Source organism: Listeria marthii, assembly GCF_014227425.1.
GTDB lineage: Bacteria > Bacillota > Bacilli > Lactobacillales > Listeriaceae > Listeria > Listeria marthii.
In genome coordinates this window covers 256,508-277,865 of sequence record NZ_JAASWB010000001.1, presented here as the reverse complement: position 1 = coordinate 277,865, position 21,358 = coordinate 256,508, and the positions used below count along the sequence as shown (strand labels likewise).

Sequence of the window (21,358 nt, the reverse complement as noted above, 5' to 3'; positions counted from 1 at the left end):
GCTCCTTTTTTTATGCAGATTACATGGATTCCAGTTCTTCGCTTATGGTTTCCCATTCTTCCATGAGTTTTTCGCCGTCCGCTTTCACCGCGTCCAGCTCTTGTGTGATTTCAAGGGCTTTTTCATGGTCTTGGAAAACTTCGGGTTTGGTTAATTGGAGCTCAAGTTCGGCGATTTTTTCATCGGTCTGTTCCATGGCTTGCTCTACTTCTTCAAGTTTTCTTTTTCGTTGTCGAAGTAGTTTTTGCTGTTCTTTTTCTTCTTGGTAGTTTAATTTCCTGACGGAGGCGGTTGTTTCGACTTGTTCGCCTTTTTTGCGGCGGTCTTCAGCATCAAGTCGTGCTAGTTCTTTTGCTTCCGCTAATTTTTCTTGGTAATAATCGTAATCTCCTAGGAAAACAGTCGCTTTTTCCGGGGCCAATTCGACGATTTTCGAAGCTATCCGGTTAATGAAATAACGGTCATGGGAAACGAACAAAATCGTCCCTTCAAAATCGATTAAAGCTGCTTCTAACACTTCTTTACTTTCAATGTCTAAATGGTTGGTTGGTTCATCGAGAATGAGGACATTGGCTTCAAGTAAAGTGAGTTTAGCAAGCGCGAGTCTCGCTTTTTCGCCACCGCTGAGTGATTGGACATTTTTTAGCACATCGTCATCTGAAAATAGGAAATTACCAAGTGTTGTTCGGACATTAACTTCATTTAATTCAGGATAATCATCCCAAAGTTCCATTAAAACGGTTTTGTTGGAAGTTAGTTTGGCTTGTTCTTGGTCGTAGTAGCCAATTTTCACGCCAGCGCCAAAGTGAAATTCGCCGCTTAGAGCTGGAATATCGCGAATAAGTGTTTTAAGTAGGGTAGACTTGCCGATTCCATTTGGGCCAACGAGTGCAAGGCTATCTTGGCGTTTCATTTCGAAGGTTAGATTGGAAGCAATGCGCTTGTCTTTTGCATAACCAATGCTTAGCTGATCTACCATTAAAACATCCTTACCGGTTTGCTTTTCAAATTGGAAACCAAAGTGAGCGGCTTTTTCATCCCCTTGAGGTCGACCGAGCACATCCATTTTTTCTAATTGTTTTCTTCGACTTTGCGCGCGTTTAGTTGTGGATGCGCGAACGATATTTCTTGCGACAAAATCTTCTAGTTTTGCAATTTGTTTTTGTTGTTTATCGAATTCTTTCCACATTTGTTCCAGTTTGGCTTGTTTTTGACTGACAAACGAACTGTAATTGCCTTTGTAGTGATCGATTTTGGTGCGGCTGATTTCGTATACTTGGTTAACGACTTTATCAAGGAAGTAGCGATCATGGGATACGATAAGTAAGGAGCCGTGGTAGTTTTGTAAATACGTTTCTAGCCATGCTAACGTTTCGATATCTAAATGGTTGGTCGGTTCATCGAGAACAAGAATGTCTTGTTTAGCAAGCAACAATTTGGCCAGTGCGAGCCGTGTCTTTTGCCCACCACTTAAAGAAGCAATCTCCACTTCATAATCATCAGGATAAAAGCGCAAACCATTTAAAACAGAGCGGATTTCAGCTTCATACGTATACCCGCCAATTTCTTTAAAGGTATGCTGCAATGTATCGTAATCCGTCATCAATGCTTGATATTTTTCCGGGTCATTATATAGTTCTGGTTCGCCGAGACGAAGCTCCATTTTGCGCAAATCAGCTTCCATTTTTCGAAGTGAGTCAAACACGCTAAGCATTTCATCCCAAATAGTTTTGGAAGACTCTAGCCCAGTGTTTTGCGCCAAATAGCCAATTTCGACACTTTTAGGTTTGGAAATGGTTCCGCCGTCATAGCTCATTTTGCCTGCGATGATTTTAAGTAAAGTAGATTTTCCTGCGCCATTTCTGCCAACTAAAGCAATTCGGTCACCAGTTTTTACTTCTAATTTAATATTATCTAAAATTACTTCTGCACCGAAGAATTTAGAAATTTGCTGAACTTGTAATAATATCATAATCTCTCTCCTCGAACGTTCTCCCTACTAGTTTATCTTAAAAGCCAAGTAATCGCAATGAGATAGCCAATTGTTCACGAATCAGTTAGTTTGTGAAAACACTCGCATTATTTGTGATTTTAGCGTAGAATAGAAAAGAAGGACTGCACCGGATATTTTGCGGGACAAAACCTTACTTGAAAGTTATGAGCAAAAAGTTTGTGCATTCCTTGTGAAATGTTTATAGTATATAAGCAAGCATGTGAAAGGAAGTACAGTTCACAAAAGCTTCAACTTCAGAAAAAATTTAAAAGAAGAAGGGACAGAAGGCATGATGGAGGAAACAACTAAAATTCCACAAGCGACAGCAAAACGCTTACCATTATATCATCGTTACTTGAAATACCTAGATGAGTCAGGTAAGGAACGAGTATCATCAGCGGAATTAAGTGAAGCGGTGAAAGTTGATTCAGCGACTATTCGACGTGATTTTTCGTACTTTGGCGCATTAGGTAAGAAAGGATACGGGTATAACGTTTCATACATACTCGACTTTTTCAGCAAAACACTCAGTCAGGACAAACAGACAAATGTTGCACTTATCGGTGTTGGTAACCTAGGGACAGCATTATTACATTATAATTTCATGAAAAACAATAATATCAAAATCGTTGCTGCATTTGATGTGGATCCAGCGAAAGTAGGTAGTGTTCAACAAGATATTCCGATTTATCATTTAAATGATATGGAAGAAATTGTTCGTGAAAACGGTGTGGAAGTAGTTATTCTGACAGTTCCAGCTGACGAAGCACAAGTAACGGTAGATCGTTTAATCGAAGCAGATGTTAAAGGTATCCTAAACTTTACACCAGCTCGTATCAGTGTTCCAAAACAAGTTCGTGTGCACCATATCGATCTTACAACGGAATTACAAACGTTAATCTATTTCCTGGAAAATTATCCAGCGAAAACAGAATAAAAAAACCTGTAGAAGGTAAGCTAAAACTTACTTTCTACAGGTTTTTTTTACGTCTTCTCAGTCCGGTAATAATCAAGCCGATACCAATCCCAAAATCCATTAATGTCATTATAATAAGTATATAAGCAAGGATATCATAACCATATTCAGCTACACGAACAATAACAAAATATACAAATACAAGACCAAGCGCAAAATAAAGAAAACTTTGCTTAATTAATGAATTTTTCATATTATCCTCCAATTATTCCGAGACTCAAAAGCAAAACAATCGTGTTCATCAAAATATGAGCGCCCATCGAAACCACAATCCGTTTCGTTTTCGTATAAAGAAAACAAAGAATCAGTCCGATGACAAAATAAGTCAGTAAAAAGGAAATATCCCCATGAAGCAGTCCAAAGAAAAGCGAACTAATAACCGCAGCCACATGAATATTCATGACATTGCTCAGCCCACCAAAAACCACTTTTCTAAATACAAGCTCTTCTAAAATTGGGCCTAGAATGGAAATGAAAATCAAGAAAATCGGTGCAGCTTTTGTCAAATCAACTAGTAATTCCGTATTTGCAGACGTGCTCATGTCCCCAGAAATCATCGTAATAATAATGCTACAAATAATTTGCGCTACATATAATCCAATGACACCACCGATAATCCAAACGATACTAAATAGTGGTTTCGTTTTTTCACCGAGTTCAATTTTATTTTCTTTTGGTTTTCTATAAAGCATCGGAATGATAATAGCCAGCGATAAAAGATTAGAAAATATCGACCAAATAACCATTCCATAAGCCGCAGCATCTTCCGCCGAAAGGGAAGTGACACTTAATAAAATATGTTGAACAATTGGAATTCCAATAGATGCAGAGAACAGTAATAACAAATAAACTAACACAATCGTAATATAACGTTTAGCCAAAAAAGACGCATCCTCTCTAAAAACAAAAATCATGCTAAATTGCTTCAAACAAGCGGAAATAGCTCTCCTTATTGTACTCGTTATCAAGCTTTACCGCAAATAAGAATTCTTCCATTTTTTAAACGTTTTTGCTTGCAATTTTTATTCAGTTTGGTATCATAATAACTGTATTAGCACTCTGATGTGTCGAGTGCTAAAATGAAAAATGTAATTATATCAGAGGAGGTCATTTACATTGTTAAAACCATTAGGAGATCGTGTTGTAATTGAAGTACTTGAAGCAGAGGAAAAAACAGCGAGTGGGATTGTATTACCAGACTCTGCCAAAGAAAAACCGCAATCAGGGAAAATTGTTGCAGTCGGTTCAGGTCGTGTTCTAGAAAACGGAACAAGAGAAACACTTGAAGTTGCAGAAGGTGACACAGTAATTTTCGCAAAATACTCTGGAACAGAAGTAACGTATGAAGGAACTGACTATCTGATTTTACGTGAAAGTGACATTTTAGCAATTACTAAATAATTTTAAAAAAAGAAATAATCGGAGGGAAATATAAAATGGCAAAAGATATTAAATTTAGTGAAGATGCTCGTCGTGCCATGTTACGTGGTGTCGACCAATTAGCAAACGCAGTAAAAGTAACGCTTGGCCCAAAAGGTCGTAATGTTGTTTTAGAAAAGAAATTCGGTTCTCCGTTAATTACAAATGATGGTGTAACGATTGCAAAAGAAATCGAATTAGAAGACCCATTTGAAAACATGGGAGCAAAACTTGTATCTGAAGTTGCTTCTAAAACCAATGATGTTGCTGGGGACGGAACTACAACAGCTACCGTTTTAGCGCAAGCAATGATTCAAGAAGGCTTAAAAAACGTAACAGCTGGAGCAAACCCAGTAGGCGTTCGCCGCGGTATCGAAAAAGCCGTAGCAACAGCTATCGAAGAATTAAAAGCTATCTCTAAACCAATTGAAAGCAAAGAGTCTATCGCTCAAGTTGCAGCTATTTCTTCTGGTGATGAAGAAGTTGGTAAATTAATCGCAGAAGCAATGGAACGTGTTGGTAACGACGGCGTTATCACTATTGAAGAATCCAAAGGTTTTGCAACAGAATTAGACGTAGTAGAAGGTATGCAATTCGACCGCGGCTACACTAGCCCTTACATGGTAACCGATTCCGATAAAATGGAAGCTGTTCTTGAAAAACCATATATCTTAATTACAGATAAAAAAATCAACAACATTCAAGAAATCTTACCAGTTTTAGAGCAAGTAGTTCAACAAGGTCGTCCAATGTTAATTATCGCGGAAGATGTTGAAGGAGAAGCTCAAGCAACTCTTGTGCTAAACAAACTTCGTGGAACATTTAACGTAGTAGCAGTAAAAGCTCCTGGTTTCGGCGATCGTCGTAAAGCAATGCTAGAAGACGTAGCTATTTTAACTGGTGGACAAGTAATCACAGAAGATTTAGGCTTAGAACTGAAAACAGCTACCATTGATCAACTTGGAACTGCTAACAAAGTAGTCGTAACAAAAGATGATACAACTATCGTAGAAGGAGCAGGCGATTCCACTCAAATTAGCGCTCGTGTAAATCAACTTCGTGCGCAAATGGAAGAAACTACTTCTGAATTTGATAAAGAAAAATTACAAGAGCGTTTAGCAAAACTTGCAGGTGGAGTAGCTGTCGTTAAAGTCGGCGCTGCAACTGAAACAGAGCTAAAAGAACGTAAATTACGTATTGAAGATGCCCTTAACTCTACTCGTGCAGCTGTAGAAGAAGGTATCGTAGCCGGTGGTGGTACTGCCCTTGTAAGTATTTACAACAAAGTAGCAGCACTTGAAGCAGAAGGCGACGTAGAAACAGGTATCAACATCGTGCTTCGTTCTCTAGAAGAACCAGTTCGCCAAATCGCACATAACGCTGGCCTAGAAGGTTCCGTTATCGTAGAACGCTTGAAACACGAAGCAGTTGGCGTTGGTTTCAACGCAGCAAACGGCGAATGGGTAAACATGATTGATGCTGGTATTGTCGATCCAACTAAAGTAACACGTTCCGCACTACAAAACGCATCATCCGTTGCAGCACTTCTATTAACTACAGAAGCAGTTGTAGCAGACAAACCAGACGAAAACGGTCCATCAGCTGTTCCTGACATGGGAATGGGCGGCATGGGCGGTATGATGTAAGCATCGTATCAACCGAACAATTTTAAAAAGGTCTCTGAATTTTTTCAGGGATCTTTTTTTGTAGTGGAAAAATGAAAACAAACTTATGATAAAGTAAATTTTTTTAATGATTTAGGTTGCACGCCCTGAGAGGGAGTTAGCGATTAGCAGCTATTCCGTTTTATTGTGAAAAAAACAACAAATTATGTTTTACCCAAAATGCCTAGGGTACTTATATACATGTAAGCTGAAAAATTCGAGGAGGGATTTTTGATGTGTACGTCAATAACTTATACAACAAAAGATCACTATTTTGGAAGGAATTTTGACTATGAACTTTCTTACCAAGAGGTTGTGGTTGTTACGCCAAAAAATTATCCGTTTCGTTTTCGCAAGGTAGAGGATATTAATCAACATTATGCGTTAATTGGTATTGCTGCTGTGATGGAAAACTATCCTTTGTACTACGACGCCACCAATGAAAAAGGGCTTAGTATGGCGGGACTCAATTTCTCAGGGAATGCTGATTATAAGGAATTTGCGGAAGGAAAAGATAATGTGACACCATTTGAATTTATTCCATGGATTCTTAGTCAATGCGCTACTGTAAAAGAAGCAAGAGTACTACTTGATAAAATCAATCTTGTTAATATTAGTTTTAGTGAGCAACTGCCACTTTCTCCGCTTCATTGGTTGATGGCGGATCAAACTGAATCCATCGTGATTGAGTCTGTGAAAGATGGTCTTCGCATCTATGATAATCCAGTAGGGGTATTAACAAATAATCCAACATTTGATTATCAACTATTTAATTTAAATAATTATCGTGCGCTTTCCAGTAAAACGCCAGAAAATACTTTCTCTAGCGAAATTGACTTGGATGCTTATAGTCGCGGAATGGGTGGGATTGGTTTACCTGGTGATTTATCCTCCATGTCTCGTTTTGTGAAGGCAACGTTTACCAAGTTGAATTCCATTTCAGGTGATTCTGAATCTGAAAGTATTAGCCAATTTTTCCATATTTTAGGCTCGGTAGAACAGCAAAAAGGGCTTTGTGATGTTGGTGGGGAAAAATATGAGCATACCATTTATTCCTCATGCTGCAATATTGATAAAGGCATCTATTATTATAGAACTTACGAAAATAGCCAAATTACTGGCGTGGATATGCATCAAGAGGATTTAGAGAGTAAAGAACTAGCAATTTATCCACTCGTAAATGAGCAGCAAGTGAACATCGTTAATAAATAATTTATAGGACTATGGCAGGGAAGCCCCTTGTCGTAGTTTTTTTGTGAGGAAAACCAAAATTTGTCATGCGTTAAACAATTTTGGGACCGAAAAAGCAAGAAGCAATCCCCTAACCATTGTTATAATAAAAGAAAAGGAGATGCACTTGTTATGAGAGAGAATTCCATTATTGGTCGAGTGATTGCATTTTGTGCGATTTGCTTTGCATTTTTCAATCCGAAAACCGTGACTTATTGGCTCGGGGTGCGCGCGGAATCTGGCCCGGCTTGGTATCTTACAACAGTTGTCGCATGCGGAATTGCCGTTTATGTATTGATTGATTTAATCAAAAAAATAAAACGAAGAAAAGCGGCAGAATAAAAGTTTTCGTGGTATACTACTAGAAAAACGACTAGGAGAACGCCATGAACTGGACACGTATCAGTAGTATTTTAATAGTTGGTTTTACAGCAGTTGGGGCAATTTATGGAGGATTATCAATGGTTTTCATGCCAAGCGGTGGTCTACTATCTCTTTCAACTGGCTTACTTGATGGTTCACCGTTTGTCGATTATTTAGTACCCGGCATATTTTTATTCGTCTTTGTTGGGTTATTCCACCTAGCAGCACTAATTTACTTACTAAAAAAATTACCACGAACAAAAGAAGTCATGTTTGCAGCCGCCGCTGTTTTGGCAGTATGGATGGTGGTGCAATTACTGATTATTGGTTATGTATTTATTCTACAAATTATCTTTTTAGTTGTCGCAGCAGTCGAAATGTTCTTAGCGATACAATTGAAAAAGCAACAAGAATAATACTGTAATTTATTTAATTAGGCTATTTTCCCTCTTGAAATTGATAGGGGGTGGATAGCCTAATTTTTTTGGCCAATTGGAGGTTTGGGCAATTAAACTTGAAGAAATTATCAATAAAAGAATATATTGTGAAAAAATCATCTTTTTGTATAAAAGGGATTACTTGAAAATGGATCATATCAGCATTTTATTGAAGCGTTGTTCGTTGTTCTGTCACATTGCACTTTGTGAATTTATGATATAATTTTAGGATGATATCTAACTATATTTTTATTTGAGAGTAACAATCTAAAAATGATTGTTAATTGGATGATTTAAATTTATAGCAATTTAAGTGTTCGAATAATTGGAAAAAATTAAGATTTGAAAGGGATAAAATACAGAAGTAGGTAGGAGAAGAGATGAAGAAAAAAGTAATTGTTTTGTTAACAGGTTTATTGTTTTTAGGAGGCTGTTTCAATATAAATGGGAAAACAGAGCAGGAAAAAGCGCAAGAAGGCACTACTCCCGTGCAGGATTATGTTGGACAGGGGTATTCATTTGTGGACGGGAATAAATCAGCAGAACGAGTGAAGAAACATGAGGAAGAGATAAAACAAGCAGCGATAAATTATATGAAAACAAAATATAAAACCGATGTGAAAGTGAATAATGTGGTCCCGGCGCGAAATGGTGCGGTTGTTATTGTGGAAAGTGAGGCGCCAATTCAGTTTACTACTTCGGTTGTTGTAAAATTTATGCTTAATAAAAAAGATGAAATAGGAAGTGGGTCTAGTAGCGAAGGAGCAGTTGAACAAGCAATTGTAGGGGGACTTTATGCAAAAGCGTATGAAGTAGAGTTCCATCATCTAGATGAATTTGCAGAAGAGTTAGCGGGAAAATACAATTTAGAAGGTTACACAGAGGAAGCGTTAATCAAAGCTTCACCTAAAGGGTATCAAGGGAAATATTATTTTATAACTGTAGGATATGATGATTATCTAAGTGCATATAATGCATATTTAGACAATAATCAAGTTTCAGCAGAGGAGCTACGTGCCTTATTTAAAAAAGATGATGCAACAAGTAAGAACATGACAATTGTAATGAACTTCTTTTCAAACGAAGATAAACTTCCTAAGCAAAATGTAGTAGATAGCTTAGCTGAAGAATTTAAAGAAGAACTAGACTTACCAAAAGGAGAGTACCCGATTAATTTATTTAAGAATTTCATTGTAAACCGAGTAGGATTACCCGATGGAGAAAATGTAGATGTAGAAGGCATTACTAAATAAAAAGAATACTAGAATATATAAGATGAGCATGAAATACAGAAGCTGATAGGAGAACAGATGAAGAAAAAAATAATGATTTTATTAGCAAGTTTATTATTATTAGGTGGCTGTTTCAATATGAATGAAAAAACAGAGCAAGAGAAAGCGCAAGAAGGCACTACGCCCGTGCAGGATTATGTAGGACAAGGGTTTTCGTTTGTAGATGGGGAGAAGTCCGCAGAACGAGTGAAGAAACACGAGGAAGAGATTAAACAAGTAGCGATAGACTATATGAAAACAAAATATAAAACAAATGTGAAAGTAAATAATGTGGTACCTGCTCGGAATGCTGCTGTTGTCATGGTAGAGAGTGAGGAGTCTATTTAGTTTCATACATCTGTAATTGTAGGTTTAATTTTAAATAAAGATGAGGTTGGGAATGCCCGAAGTGAGGCGGGGGAAGTTGAGAAAGCGATTGTAAGTGGTTTATATGCAAAGGCTTATCAAACAGAATTTGAGCACTTAGATATATTTGCCGAAAGAATAGCAAAAAATATAATTTGTTAGGGAGAAGAAATGAAGCGATTAATAAAACTGCATCAGTAGGTTATGAAAAAGAATACTATTTTATTGCCACAGCTGCTTTGTATTTTCCTAGTGTCTATAGTGCATATTTAGAAAACCAAGAAATTTCAGTAGACGATTTGAAAGTTTTATTCTTAAAAGATGATCCTCAAAATAAGAAAATGGCAATTGCAATGAATTTCTTTTCTAAAAAAGATAGTTTGCCTAAAGAAGAGATAGCTAACAATTTAGCAACGGAGATACAAAATGAATCGGGATTACCTAAAGGAAACTATGAAACGACAGTGTATAAAAATCTTATTGTAAATCGAGCAGGTTTGCCTGATGGAGAAAGTATAGATGCCAAAGATATTATTAAATAAATAGGAGCGTAATTAAATGACAACAAAGTTAAAAACATCAGATATAGATGTCATGTTGCTGAATAAATCAGCCGCAATTTCTGCTTTAGATAAGTTAGCTGTACAAACTAGTAACAACATGAAAAGCTTATTGGAACAAGTTAAACGTGGGAGTATCAATGTTTAACGGAAGTGCATATAGGCAAATTAGTGGTTTAACACAAATAAAAAAATCCTTCTACAAAAGAAGGATTTTTTTCGGTTATTTCTGTTGTTCTTTCAATAAATCGCGAATTTCTTTTAAGTATTCCTCAGTAGGAGGCACTGGTGTTTCTTCCACGGGTTGCTCTTTTTTCTTAATAAAGCTAGTAAGTATTTTGACGAAAATAAAAATGGCAAAAGCGATGATGACAAAGTCAACGATGGATTGAATGAAAGCACCGTACTGGATAACTGATTTACCGACTTTGAAACTTAAATCTGTAAAATCAAGCCCACCTAGAAGCACGCCAACAAGTGGCATAATAATATTATCTACTAAAGATGAAACAATTTTCCCGAATGCAGCCCCGATAACTACCGCTACAGCGAGGTCAAGTACGTTCCCTTTTAACGCGAAATCTCTAAATTCTACTAACATTTTTTTCATATAATTCACCTCCCACTACTCAGTATAAAACATCTAACTGCGATGTGAAAGCAACTGAACTTATTTTAGTAACAAACGGCCTATGTAAAGCGCGGGCAATACTAAAACGTAGCCGATAATGATGAATGTCAGCGTTCGAAGCCAGAAAGAGCTAAGAATGGTTGGTTTCCATTTTGCCAGAAGTGCTGGAAGCCGCATCGTGATGAGTATAACAAATGCAAATAAAAAAAATAATGCGATGTAACGAAGCATAGCACAACCTCCTTTTCTTTAACTATGCCATAATGTGCGCGCCTTTTGCAATAGGAAATGAGCCGATTATTTCCATTCAATTCTTGCACGTGATAAGTTAAAAAGAGTAAAACCGTTCGTTCACAAAGGAGTAGGAAATGAAATTAATGAAAAGGGTCAGTTTTATTGTCATCTTACTATTTATACTCATCGTGCCGGTTCAGCATGTTTCTGCGCATGCTTATTTGGAAAATTCCAATCCAGCCGATCAATCACATATTAAAACCGCACCAGAAAAAGTAACGCTTGTTTTCAATGAAGAAATTGAAGCAGATTTCCCGTTGATAGAAGTGAAAAATTCTAGTGGGAAACGAGTGGAAACAGGGAAAACGGCTGTTTCCAAAAAGAACAATCATATGGTGGAAGCGTCGTTGCCAGCTGATTTAAAAGCAGATGTCTATTCGGTTTCATGGCGTGTAGTTTCGGCTGATGGTCACGCGGTAACGGGCTTAATTTCTTTTAAGTTAGGCGACACCAAAGCGACATTCCAAGCGACCGAAGTACCGTCGAATAGTGCGGACTTACAAATTAGTTCGGTTCAAAAAACAATACTATACATAGGATTTTCGTTGTTTATTGGGATGCTATTGTTCGGCTTAGGCCTTTATCCGCGGAAAGAACCGCTGACCGAGAAAATATCTGCTCGTTTGAAAAAAGTAACGTGGACAGCGCTCCTATTTTTAGGCGTAGCATTCCTCATGCAACTTTTCGTACAAACAAGCATCACAACGGGTGTAGCAATCAGCGAAAGCTTCCAACCAAGCCAGTTAGCGGCTTTCTTAACAACAAAAACTGGTTATATTTGGATTAGTGAGTTTGTTGTCTGGTTCGTGCTTACCATTTTTGTTATCATCATGTTCCGCAAAAATAAACAATCAAGCTGGTTCGCGCTTCTGACCGAGACCGCATTAATTGGCTATTTAATTTTCGCGAAGGCTCAAAATGGACATGCTGCAGCGAGTGCCGATAAAATAGTAAGTATCACAGCCGATATGCTTCATATGATTGCGGCGAGTGTTTGGGTTGGCGGGATCTTGGTTCTATTATTCGTATTACCGCGAACTGGAAAAGCGCGCGAAATTTGGAGCTGCTTTGCCATCGTCGCAATCATCGCAGTCGCATCAATCTTGGTTAGCGGCTTGCTTATGGCGGTTATGAACATCGGGCAAATGGCCAACCTATTTACAACCAATTACGGCAAACTACTTCTTTTCAAAATTGGTTTATTTTTACTAATGGCGCTACTTGGCCTAGGGCATTACATCTATCTCAAAATCAAAAACCAAAAAATACCATTTAAAACGATTCTCGTCGAACTCATTATTGGCACCATCATCCTTATAGTCGCAAGCGTTTTAACAAATGTACAAACACCACCGCCACCTGCTCCGAAAGCATTTGACGAAACAATTGCAGCAGACGGTGAACCGGCCAAAATCAATTTGCGAGTGGAGCCCGCGACAGTTGGTCAAAACCAATTTATCATCACATTCACCTCAGCAGACGGCGCAGCAAAAACGGATTTTGAACAAGTAACCGTCACAACAAAATCCACCAAAACAGACGAAAAATCCACTTTTCAAGCAAAACTCGCAAATGATACGCAATATTTCGCAGAAGGACTTTATATTAACCAGACCGGAAAATGGGAAATTACCGTCCATGGTTTAACAAAAGATTTTACCGATATTAATCAAACATTTACGACCAATATTACTCAGTAAAGGGGAAAAACAATGAAAAAAATTATTAGTTCGCTCGTCGTTTTATTAGCTGTTTTTATCATTCCATTCCAAGCAAGCGCCCACGTTTCCGTTCAACCAAGTGAGTCAGATGTTGAATCTTGGGAAACCTACACGATGAAAGTACCATCCGAAAAAGACGCGGCATCCAAGAAAATCGTTTTAAAAGTACCAAAAGGTGTTTCCTTCGAATCGTATGAACCCGTGCCAGGCTGGACAACAACCGTCGATAAGAAAAATGACACAGTAACTTGGCAAACAGAAGGAAACGGCATTGAAAAAGGCCAATTCCAACGTTTCAGTTTTATCGCTAAAAACCCAAGTGAAGAAGGGGAAGTTGCTTGGAATGCCTACCAGTATTATGAAGATGGCTCGATTGTCGAATGGGTAGGAGCAGAGGATTCCGAAACCCCGCACGCGACAACGAAAATTGTAAAAGAATCATCTAATTCAACAACAGGTTCACACGGAGAAGTAGTGGCGGGAGCTGAGAATACAGCTGAAGACACAAGCGACGCAAGTGACAATACTATTCTGTTGTGGACTGCAGTAGCCATCAGTGTTATCGCACTTATTACCGGAATTCTTGCTATTTTAAGCCGAAAAAAATAACATCAAAGGAGCATACAGATGAAACGGAAAATCATCCATTTAGCAGTCGGGAAACCGAAAGAACTGGCTCTCTCAAATAACAAAAAAATGATGACTGGCATCGAAAAACAGCGCGTAAAAAAAGCAACTCTCACGATGAATGGCTTCGAAAATGATGCACCACACAATTTGAAATATCACGGCGGGGTAGACCGGACCGTCTGCATTTATCCATACGAGCATTATGCAAAATGGGCAGAAATGTTCGGCGAAGACCTACAAGTAACTGCTTTTGGCGAGAATCTAATCGTCACAAATATGCTAGAAAACACGGTTCAAATCGGTGATAAATTTCAAATTGGCGAAACCATTATCCAAGTAACCGAAGCCCGAAACCCGTGCAGCACAATTGAAAAATTTAATGCCATCCCGAATCTCTACAAAGCAATCCACGAAACCGGACTAACTGGCTATCTTTGCCGAACAATTACGCCAGGTACAATTACGGAAACGGATGAAATCAAGCCAGTTCACCAAGAATCACACGGGGTAACCGTTGCCTTTTGCCATGAAAAAGTACTTCATAAAAAAGGAACAAACGAAGACTTTGAGCGTATTTTGGCTGTGGAAGCATTGTCCGAACGCTACCGTGATCAAGTCGAAAAACGAATAAAAAAGTGATAGCATCATTCGCTATCACTTTTTTTATTTTCATCGGCTAATTCTTTTTTTCGTAATGTCAGAAATTGCTCTACCACCGCGATTTCTTCTTTCGTTAAATCTGGTGTGTCCGCAATTAATTGGGTAATTTTGCTCGCTCTTTGTGTACTAGAAGTAGTTGTTTTCTTAGCACGGAAAAAGTTGGTAAGCGTACTAGTAATCATCCCGATAAACGCGATCCCAAATAGCATCATAATCGAAGCTAAAATCCGCCCAATCGGTGTGACAGGAACAATATCACCATAACCAACCGTTGTCGCCGTAACAATTGCCCACCAAAGCGCATCCGGATAATTATTTATCTCCGGTTCAATAAAGACCATCGGAACAGGGATAATAATTACGAGCAATACGAAAATCATCAAAAATCGATTCAAACCATTGGAACGGAAAAAGTTATAAATCGGGACAATATACCGTCTTCCCATCGCAGTAATCGTTAAAAGATGCACAAAGCTAACAATCCGAGCCGCTCGGAAGCCAGTGTAGAATGGAATAATCGCAATCAGTTGAAACGGATGGGTTTTCACATAATGCCACTTATTATCCGCCCGGTAAAGCCGAACAAGATAATCAAGTGTAAATATCGCCCAAATAATCCAATTTAAAATAAAAGTAAAGGTATTTCTGTACGGTAATAGGGCAAGGGAAAGTAAGATCAGAATGAGCATAAACGTCTCATAAATCATTTTTCTCTTTGTTTTATCCAAGTTATCCACCTCGTTTGACTTATACTCTCATTTATTTTAGCATAAAACGACGCAAAAACCGTAGATAAATCAAAAAAAGCTGGCAACATAAAGTTACCAGCAGTTTTCGTTATTTTATTCGTAGTCGATTACTTTTACTTCTCGATGCTAGTAAACATAAGTAGCAAAGTAGCGCGAACAACATCGTAATAATCAAGCTATGAGCAAGCGCGATATATAAGTTCACTCCTGTATAAACAGAAAGCGCACCAGTAACGGCTTGAAGAGCAATAAATACAAGTGACAACACCATGCTAAAAGTAAGCACGCGATATCTTCTATAATTCCGGAACACAAGCCACGTTACATACAGCAACCATACAATTAAAATAAAGGCCGCTAATCGGTGGAAATACTGCACATAATCTTGTACGGAAGTAGGCATAATAAAGTGACCATTTTCAAACGGCCAAACCGGAACTGCCATACTTGCTTTTTCATGTCGTACAAGCGCACCAGTATAAACCGCTAAGTACGTATAAATCGTGAGCGCATAAATATTAATACGCAATTTTGTTCCCATCACGAGGTTTCTAGCATCAAACTTCCGGTCTACCTCGAAAATCATCAACGCAAGCAATACAATAGAAGCATAACAGATGATCGAAATACCAAAGTGTAACGCCATGATGTACGGATTTTGTCCCCAAACAACAGCCGCCATTCCCATTAACGCTTGAATAATTAGAAACGATACAGCGATAATCGCAAGTGGTTTTGTTTCCCGACGATTTTTCATATAAATCCAAGCACAAATCGCTAAAACGATAACAAAAATCGAGCTGATTCCCGTCGTCATTCGGTGCATGAATTCAATTAGTTTTTCCGGAGTAACATCTGTTAAACGAACCAACTGCCCATTACAAAGCGGCCAACTATTACCACAACCGTCAGCTGAACCAGTTTTCGTCACGAGCGCTCCACCAAACACAACGACCGTCATACAAATAATCGTTAGTACAGACCAAACTTTCAAGAATTTTTTCATTATCTACCAATCTCTCCTTTAGATGCGTGTGAGATTTTACTAAAATTTGTTTATATGTATAAGTTCATGAGTACACATCAAACTAATTGTAGCGTGTTTATTTAAAGAAGTAAAGCGTACAAGACTAAAGCCGATTTATTGACAAAAGGGGCGTATTTTTCACATAATAAGGGTATAAGATATCTATCAGTTCGCAATCACTGGTTTATATCAGCAAGTGTTAGGGGGAGAAAAAGTGAATCAGATAGAAAAGACTGGGGAGTTATCGGCTAGTAGGTTTACTGTCCGTGATTTTACCGAGCTTGTGAAAATTGGTATCGTGAATTCCAATACGATTACTGCTTTTACAGGTATGTGGTTAGCCTTTCAGTTAAATGGAATTTCTTTTATTCAAAATGTAGACGTGATATTTTTTACTATCGTCGGTTCAGCACTTATCGTAGCTGCTTCGGGCGCTTTTAATAATGTCATTGACCGTGATATTGACGGAATTATGGAAAGAACAAAAAACAGACCAACAATGACCGGGAAAATTTCTGGTAAGCGTGCGTTAATGGTCGCGCTTGTGCTAGGCGTTGTCGGTACGATTATGTTATTTATGACGACTTGGCAAGCAGGAGTTCTTGGCGTTATTGGGGTCTTTTTGTATGTAGTCGTTTATTCGCTTTATGCAAAAAGAAAATTAGTTAGTAACACCGTAATTGGTAGTTTTTCGGGCGCTGTGCCACCGCTAATTGGTTGGTTTGCTGTTGAGCCATCGTTTAGCATCGTGCCAATCATGCTGTTTCTCGTGATGTTTTGTTGGCAACCACCGCATTTTTATGCGATCGCCATTAAACGGAAAGATGAATACGCCGCTGCTGGAATTCCAATGTTGCCAGTAGTCAAAGGCATTGAACGCACGAAGAAAAGCATGTTTTTTTGGGTGATTTTATTAACCATCCTACCATTCTTTATGTTTGAACTAGGCATCGTCTATGTTATTTTAGCAACGTTACTTAATATAGGCTGGCTAGCACTCAGCATTTATGGTTTCAAAATGGAAGACAGTATCAAGTGGGCAAAATGGATGTTCATATACTCGTTAAACTATATGACAATTTTATTCGTAGCAATGGTTGTTATTTCGATTTTCTTATAAAAATAAAAAACAATTATGACAAAGCGCGCATTATGCCGTTTTCTCGTAATTGTTTTTTTATGGCTTTTAAAGCTTTTCAAATGATAATAGTATTGGTAAAATGAAAGTTACATCAAGAAAACAAAATACTGCCGAGGAGGGCAAAATGTGAAGTTTATAATGCGAGTAGCTGTGCTATTAATCATTTGCCTGTTCATTGGATACAACACAGATCTATTTTTCAGTAAATCAGTAGAGCAAAATACTGCCGAGGATACCGCAACAAAATCCAATTTTCCTGATGATAAAAAAACAACAAATGAAAATCCGAAACAAGTGCAAGATAGTTCCAGCTTGGCAAGATTTATTAATAAAAACGTAAGCGAGTTAAAGAAAGAATTTGGCGACCCGGTGCGAGTGGACAAAACAGCGTACGGTTACGACAATTACATTTATAGTCAACCAGGAACAAGCTACATGCAAGTCGGCGTCACAAATAACATCATTCAAACCGTTTACGCGCTAGGACAAGATTTAAATGTCATGCCATATACAATTGGTATGTCTACCGAAAAAGTATTTACCGATGCTAATTTGCAATCGGAAATATCCTTCAACTATAAAGACAGCTATTATAAATTCGAACTTTCTGAAGAAGACTTAAATGCTCGCCCGATTGTCAACATTGGAAGCGGCGTTTATGCGCAACTGAATTTCGATAAATTTAAGTCCAAACTGATTAGTGTGCGTTACCTCAATAAATTATCTTTCATCAAAATGCGTCCTTATGAATTATCCTATCAAGGAGAAATTTATGAAGAGAAGTTATCGCCAGAAGATTGGAATGCGATTGATGATGCTTCTAGCAAACAAGTGTTAGAAATTACGAACGTCCTTCGTGATCGCTATGGGGTAGAAGAAGTAGCTTGGGACGAATCGGTTGCGAAAGTTGCTTATGGGCATAGTGTAGATATGAAGAAAAATAATTATTTTGATCATACTTCACCAACACAAGGCGATTTAAGCAAACGTTTGAGCGCTGGTAATGTTAAATATACAAAAGCTGGAGAAAATATCGCTTATAATTATGTCGATAGTGCGGCGGCTGTTGAAGGTTGGCTCAACTCTAAAGGTCACAGAGAGAATCTACTCGATGGTTCGTATACCTACATGGGTGCGGGAACATATCAGAAGTACTATACGCAAAATTTTATAATTAAATAATAGTTCTATGGTATAATAAAAAAGTAAGTTATATGGAGGTGGCTAGATTGCTCGCTACAATGGAAAATATGGCGCTACTCGATTTATCAGATGAGCTTGCTAGCATGATTCTAAACTCCGAGGAAGCGCAAAATTACAAACGTGCCAAAGAAGCGTTACTAAATGACGCTAATTCACAAAAAAATATTCGTCAATTTATACGAATAAAAGAACAATACGAGGAAGTACAGCGGTTCGGCCGGTATCATCCTGACTATAAAGAAGTAACCAGAAAGACTCGTGCTTATAAACGCGAAGTCGACATGGACCAAAATGTAGCAGCTTTTCGCCGTGCAGAGATGGACTTACAATCTCTCTTGGATGAAATCAGTCTGCTCCTCGCAAGTGCAGTTTCAGAGAATATCAAAGTACCAACCGGTAATCCGTTTTTTGAAACAAAATCTGCTTGTTCAACAGGTGGATGTGGCAGCGGGGGAGGCTGCGGTTGTTCAGCGTAAAGCTTATCCTAAAAAGAAGGAGCTTAAACAATGGAAAATGATAGACAAGCTATCGTCGTTTGGATGAATCATCTCAAACAAGTTAGATCTTTGAAGCGATTTGGAAATGTTCATTATGTATCGCGCAAATTAAAATATGCGGTATTATATTGTGATATGGCCGAAGTAGAAGATATCTCTAACAAAGTTTCTCGTTTTCATTATGTGAAACGCGTGGAAATGTCTTTCCGTCCGTTCTTAAAAACAGAATACGAATCCAAAAAAGAATTGATGTACGAACATAAAAACGAAGATGTGCAAATCAGTATTTAATCAAAACGGCGAGACTATTTCAACTAGTCTTGCTGTTTTTTTGCACCTATTTATGATAAAGTAAAAAAGACATTGAAGTAAAGGTTGTGCAAAAACATGAGAGTCATTGCAGGAGAACGTAAAGGACACGCTTTAAAAGCAGTTCCAGGAAATAATACAAGACCAACAACAGATAAAGTAAAAGAATCATTATTTTCGATTATCGGTCCATTTTTTGATGGGGATATCGTTCTGGATTTATTTGCTGGGAGCGGCGGGCTTGGAATCGAAGCACTAAGCCGGGGTGCCGAGCGAGCAGTATTTATTGACCAAGCGACACTGGCGATTAAAACAATCCGTCAAAACCTTGAGGGCTGCCATTTTACTGAGCGAGCGGAAGTCTACCGAAATGACGCCGAACGAGCACTCAAACTACTCCACAAAAACGAGTGGAAATTCGACCTTGTTTTCTTAGATCCACCATATAAAAAGCAACAATTAGAAAAATTAATGATTGCTTTGGAAAAACTAGAACTAGTGAGCGATCAGGCAAGAATCATTTGCGAGCATGACAAAGAAGCCATTATGCCAGACACCATTGGCAAATTCGAGAAAATCAGATCAGTTTCATACGGAATTACTGTTTTATCGATATTTGAATTTCAGGAGGCGTAGAAATGGGAGAAAAAATTGCCGTTATTCCCGGGACATTTGATCCAATTACAAATGGACACTTGGATATTATCGAACGTGCAGCGAAAATTTTTGATGTGCTTTACGTATCCGTTTTAAATAATTCGTCCAAAAAACCACTTTTCACCGTGGAAGAACGAATGGAAATGATCAAACAAGTAACCGCCCATTTGCCGAATGTTCAAGTAGAAAGCGCGAGCGGATTAACAGTTGATTATGCGGCTAAACGAGGAGCTACTGCGATTGTTAGAGGGCTTCGGGCAGTAAGTGATTTTGAATACGAGATGCAAATTGCTTCGATGAACCGAACACTTAATGCCGAAATCGAGACTTTTTTTGTGATGACTAACACGAAATATTCCTTTTTAAGTTCGAGCATGGTAAAAGAAGTGGCGCAGTATCAAGGCGATATCCGCGAACTTGTACCCGAAATTGTGAACGAAGCAGTACAAGCAAAATTTAAATAAGTAGGAGATGGACAAATAATGCGTAAAGAGTGGAAAAAAATAACGGCGATAGTGCTGTTAATCATTATTATAGCGGGCTTTTTTATTCCAGTTCCGTATTATATTTCAAAACCTGGCGGAACCGAAGAACTTGCGCCACTCGTTACAGTTGATGACCATCCAAATAAGAAAGATGGCTCACTAAGTCTAGTGACGATCGCGATGGGAAAGGCGAATATTTATACATATATGACCGCCAAATTTTTGCCTTATCATGAATTAGAGAAAGATAGCGATATCAAATACGAAAATGAAAGCGATGAAGAATATAACGTTCGTCAAATGCAAATGATGAACGAATCCAAAAACAATGCCATCCAAGTTGCCTATAAAGCAGCTGGCCAAGAAGTCAAAGTCACTTATGATGGCGTATATGTATTAAGCGTAAAAGATGACGTCCCAGCAGCCGATGTCCTTCACGCTGGGGATTTAATTACAGAAATCGATGGACATGCTTTCAAATCTAGCCAAGAATTCATTGATTACATCCACAGTAAAAAAGTAGGCGACACCGTCAAAATCAACTACAAACACGGCGATAAAAATGAAGTAGCCAACATCGAATTAACCGCCATTGACAAAAAAGGCACACCGGGAATTGGTATCACACTAGTAGACGATGAAAAAATCACCGCAGACCCAACCGTGAAAATCGACTCCGAAAAAATTGGTGGACCATCTGCCGGTCTAATGTTCAGCCTAGAAATTTACAGCCGTTTCCAAAAAAATGACCTTACAGATGGTAAAAAAATCGCTGGAACTGGCACGATTGACCCTGATGGTACCGTTGGCAGAATCGGTGGAATTGATCAAAAAGTCGTTGCGGCAGATAAAAGTGGCGCGAAAATCTTCTTTGCACCAAATGATCCTATTACCGAAGAAATGAAAAAAAGCGACCCGAGTATCGAAAGCAACTACGACACTGCTGTAAAAACAGCGAAAGATATCGACTCTAAAATGAAAATCGTTCCAGTAAAAACTTTCCAAGACGCTGTTAACTATTTAGAAAAACTACAATAAAAAAAGCCGCGTTGTCTAAATTTAGACAACGCGGCTT

24 protein-coding genes and 2 pseudogenes are annotated in these 21,358 nt (G+C 38.3%); 19 read left to right on the top strand and 7 right to left on the bottom strand.

Annotation, left to right across the window (positions count from 1 at the left end):
* Positions 1 to 19: 19 nt before the first annotated feature.
* Entirely contained in the window at positions 20 to 1,972 is a 1,953-nt protein-coding gene (locus tag HCJ55_RS01425) for an ABC-F family ATP-binding cassette domain-containing protein (RefSeq protein WP_185516732.1), read from the bottom strand.
* 310 nt (positions 1,973 to 2,282) lie between these two features.
* Between HCJ55_RS01425 and HCJ55_RS01420 the strand changes: the two genes are divergently transcribed.
* Positions 2,283 to 2,930 carry a redox-sensing transcriptional repressor Rex gene (locus tag HCJ55_RS01420; protein ID WP_003722329.1) on the top strand — a complete coding sequence of 216 codons (648 nt, stop codon included), beginning with the start codon at positions 2,283 to 2,285 and terminating at the stop codon, positions 2,928 to 2,930.
* 27 nt (positions 2,931 to 2,957) lie between these two features.
* On the opposite strand, the pseudogene HCJ55_RS01415 reads toward HCJ55_RS01420, so the two are convergent.
* Positions 2,958 to 3,162 (bottom strand): annotated as a pseudogene (locus HCJ55_RS01415) (DUF4305 domain-containing protein).
* A 1-nt stretch (position 3,163) separates the two neighbouring features.
* Entirely contained in the window at positions 3,164 to 3,850 is a 687-nt protein-coding gene (locus HCJ55_RS01410; protein WP_185506057.1) for a CPBP family intramembrane glutamic endopeptidase, read from the bottom strand.
* Between the two features lie 235 nt (positions 3,851 to 4,085).
* Here HCJ55_RS01410 and groES point away from each other — a divergent pair, with 235 nt between their 5' ends.
* The 8 genes and pseudogenes from groES (at position 4,086) to HCJ55_RS01370 (ending at position 10,427) form a co-directional block, all read left to right on the top strand.
* Entirely contained in the window at positions 4,086 to 4,370 is a 285-nt protein-coding gene (gene groES, locus HCJ55_RS01405) for a co-chaperone GroES (protein WP_008946501.1), read from the top strand.
* Positions 4,371 to 4,405: 35 nt separating this feature from the next.
* Positions 4,406 to 6,034: a chaperonin GroEL gene (groL, locus tag HCJ55_RS01400; protein ID WP_008946500.1), complete on the top strand. Its 1,629-nt coding sequence runs from the start codon at positions 4,406 to 4,408 to the stop codon at positions 6,032 to 6,034.
* Positions 6,035 to 6,286: 252 nt separating this feature from the next.
* Positions 6,287 to 7,264: a choloylglycine hydrolase gene (gene bsh, locus HCJ55_RS01395; RefSeq protein WP_185516729.1), complete on the top strand. Its 978-nt coding sequence runs from the start codon at positions 6,287 to 6,289 to the stop codon at positions 7,262 to 7,264.
* Between the two features lie 150 nt (positions 7,265 to 7,414).
* Positions 7,415 to 7,624, top strand: a complete 210-nt coding sequence (locus tag HCJ55_RS01390) for a hypothetical protein (protein ID WP_008948377.1) — start codon at positions 7,415 to 7,417, stop codon at positions 7,622 to 7,624.
* 44 nt (positions 7,625 to 7,668) lie between these two features.
* On the top strand, positions 7,669 to 8,061 hold the full coding sequence (locus HCJ55_RS01385; protein WP_185501954.1) for a hypothetical protein: 393 nt from the start codon (positions 7,669 to 7,671) through the stop codon (positions 8,059 to 8,061).
* A 401-nt stretch (positions 8,062 to 8,462) separates the two neighbouring features.
* A complete protein-coding gene (locus HCJ55_RS01380) occupies positions 8,463 to 9,335 on the top strand; it encodes a DUF1672 family protein (protein ID WP_185516727.1) in 873 nt (290 codons plus the stop codon).
* A gap of 57 nt (positions 9,336 to 9,392) precedes the next feature.
* Positions 9,393 to 10,261: pseudogene (locus HCJ55_RS14065) on the top strand (DUF1672 family protein).
* 16 nt (positions 10,262 to 10,277) lie between these two features.
* Entirely contained in the window at positions 10,278 to 10,427 is a 150-nt protein-coding gene (locus tag HCJ55_RS01370) for a hypothetical protein (protein WP_185504021.1), read from the top strand.
* A 75-nt stretch (positions 10,428 to 10,502) separates the two neighbouring features.
* Here HCJ55_RS01370 and mscL read toward each other — a convergent pair whose 3' ends face one another.
* Together mscL and HCJ55_RS01360 are read right to left on the bottom strand one after the other, a co-directional pair.
* A complete protein-coding gene (mscL, locus tag HCJ55_RS01365; protein WP_008948372.1) occupies positions 10,503 to 10,889 on the bottom strand; it encodes a large conductance mechanosensitive channel protein MscL in 387 nt (128 codons plus the stop codon).
* Between the two features lie 60 nt (positions 10,890 to 10,949).
* Positions 10,950 to 11,141, bottom strand: a complete 192-nt coding sequence (locus tag HCJ55_RS01360) for a hypothetical protein (RefSeq protein WP_008948371.1) — start codon at positions 11,139 to 11,141, stop codon at positions 10,950 to 10,952.
* Between the two features lie 137 nt (positions 11,142 to 11,278).
* Here HCJ55_RS01360 and HCJ55_RS01355 point away from each other — a divergent pair, with 137 nt between their 5' ends.
* Genes HCJ55_RS01355 through HCJ55_RS01345 form a run of 3 tightly spaced genes read left to right on the top strand, consistent with a single transcriptional unit; the run spans position 11,279 to position 14,194 of the window.
* The gene (locus tag HCJ55_RS01355) at positions 11,279 to 12,904 is read left to right on the top strand and encodes a copper resistance CopC/CopD family protein (RefSeq protein ID WP_185516725.1); all 1,626 of its coding nucleotides are present in this window, start codon (positions 11,279 to 11,281) and stop codon (positions 12,902 to 12,904) included.
* Positions 12,905 to 12,916: 12 nt separating this feature from the next.
* Positions 12,917 to 13,534, top strand: coding sequence for a YcnI family copper-binding membrane protein (locus HCJ55_RS01350; protein WP_185516722.1), 618 nt, complete (start codon positions 12,917 to 12,919; stop codon positions 13,532 to 13,534).
* Positions 13,535 to 13,552: 18 nt separating this feature from the next.
* On the top strand, positions 13,553 to 14,194 hold the full coding sequence (locus tag HCJ55_RS01345; protein WP_185516720.1) for an MOSC domain-containing protein: 642 nt from the start codon (positions 13,553 to 13,555) through the stop codon (positions 14,192 to 14,194).
* A 5-nt stretch (positions 14,195 to 14,199) separates the two neighbouring features.
* Here the strand turns inward: HCJ55_RS01345 and HCJ55_RS01340 are convergent, their stop codons facing one another.
* Both HCJ55_RS01340 and HCJ55_RS01335 read right to left on the bottom strand, forming a co-directional pair.
* On the bottom strand, positions 14,200 to 14,943 hold the full coding sequence (locus HCJ55_RS01340) for a potassium channel family protein (RefSeq protein WP_185516718.1): 744 nt from the start codon (positions 14,941 to 14,943) through the stop codon (positions 14,200 to 14,202).
* A 109-nt stretch (positions 14,944 to 15,052) separates the two neighbouring features.
* Positions 15,053 to 15,970: a COX15/CtaA family protein gene (locus HCJ55_RS01335; protein WP_008948366.1), complete on the bottom strand. Its 918-nt coding sequence runs from the start codon at positions 15,968 to 15,970 to the stop codon at positions 15,053 to 15,055.
* Between the two features lie 235 nt (positions 15,971 to 16,205).
* Between HCJ55_RS01335 and cyoE the strand changes: the two genes are divergently transcribed.
* The 7 genes from cyoE (at position 16,206) to HCJ55_RS01300 (ending at position 21,321) form a co-directional block, all read left to right on the top strand.
* The gene (gene cyoE / locus HCJ55_RS01330) at positions 16,206 to 17,111 is read left to right on the top strand and encodes a heme o synthase (RefSeq protein ID WP_185506047.1); all 906 of its coding nucleotides are present in this window, start codon (positions 16,206 to 16,208) and stop codon (positions 17,109 to 17,111) included.
* Between the two features lie 147 nt (positions 17,112 to 17,258).
* On the top strand, positions 17,259 to 18,314 hold the full coding sequence (locus HCJ55_RS01325) for a CAP domain-containing protein (protein ID WP_185501964.1): 1,056 nt from the start codon (positions 17,259 to 17,261) through the stop codon (positions 18,312 to 18,314).
* 47 nt (positions 18,315 to 18,361) lie between these two features.
* A complete protein-coding gene (locus tag HCJ55_RS01320; RefSeq protein ID WP_031674748.1) occupies positions 18,362 to 18,811 on the top strand; it encodes a YlbF/YmcA family competence regulator in 450 nt (149 codons plus the stop codon).
* Between the two features lie 30 nt (positions 18,812 to 18,841).
* Positions 18,842 to 19,123 (top strand): YlbG family protein, encoded by a 282-nt coding sequence (locus tag HCJ55_RS01315; protein WP_003748837.1) that lies wholly within the window; start codon positions 18,842 to 18,844, stop codon positions 19,121 to 19,123.
* A 96-nt stretch (positions 19,124 to 19,219) separates the two neighbouring features.
* The gene (gene rsmD, locus HCJ55_RS01310) at positions 19,220 to 19,777 is read left to right on the top strand and encodes a 16S rRNA (guanine(966)-N(2))-methyltransferase RsmD (RefSeq protein WP_185504015.1); all 558 of its coding nucleotides are present in this window, start codon (positions 19,220 to 19,222) and stop codon (positions 19,775 to 19,777) included.
* Positions 19,778 to 19,779: 2 nt separating this feature from the next.
* Complete coding sequence (coaD, locus tag HCJ55_RS01305) at positions 19,780 to 20,262, top strand: pantetheine-phosphate adenylyltransferase (protein ID WP_185506043.1); 483 nt, start codon at positions 19,780 to 19,782, stop codon at positions 20,260 to 20,262.
* An 18-nt stretch (positions 20,263 to 20,280) separates the two neighbouring features.
* Complete coding sequence (locus HCJ55_RS01300) at positions 20,281 to 21,321, top strand: SepM family pheromone-processing serine protease (protein ID WP_008948360.1); 1,041 nt, start codon at positions 20,281 to 20,283, stop codon at positions 21,319 to 21,321.
* Positions 21,322 to 21,358: the final 37 nt, after the last annotated feature.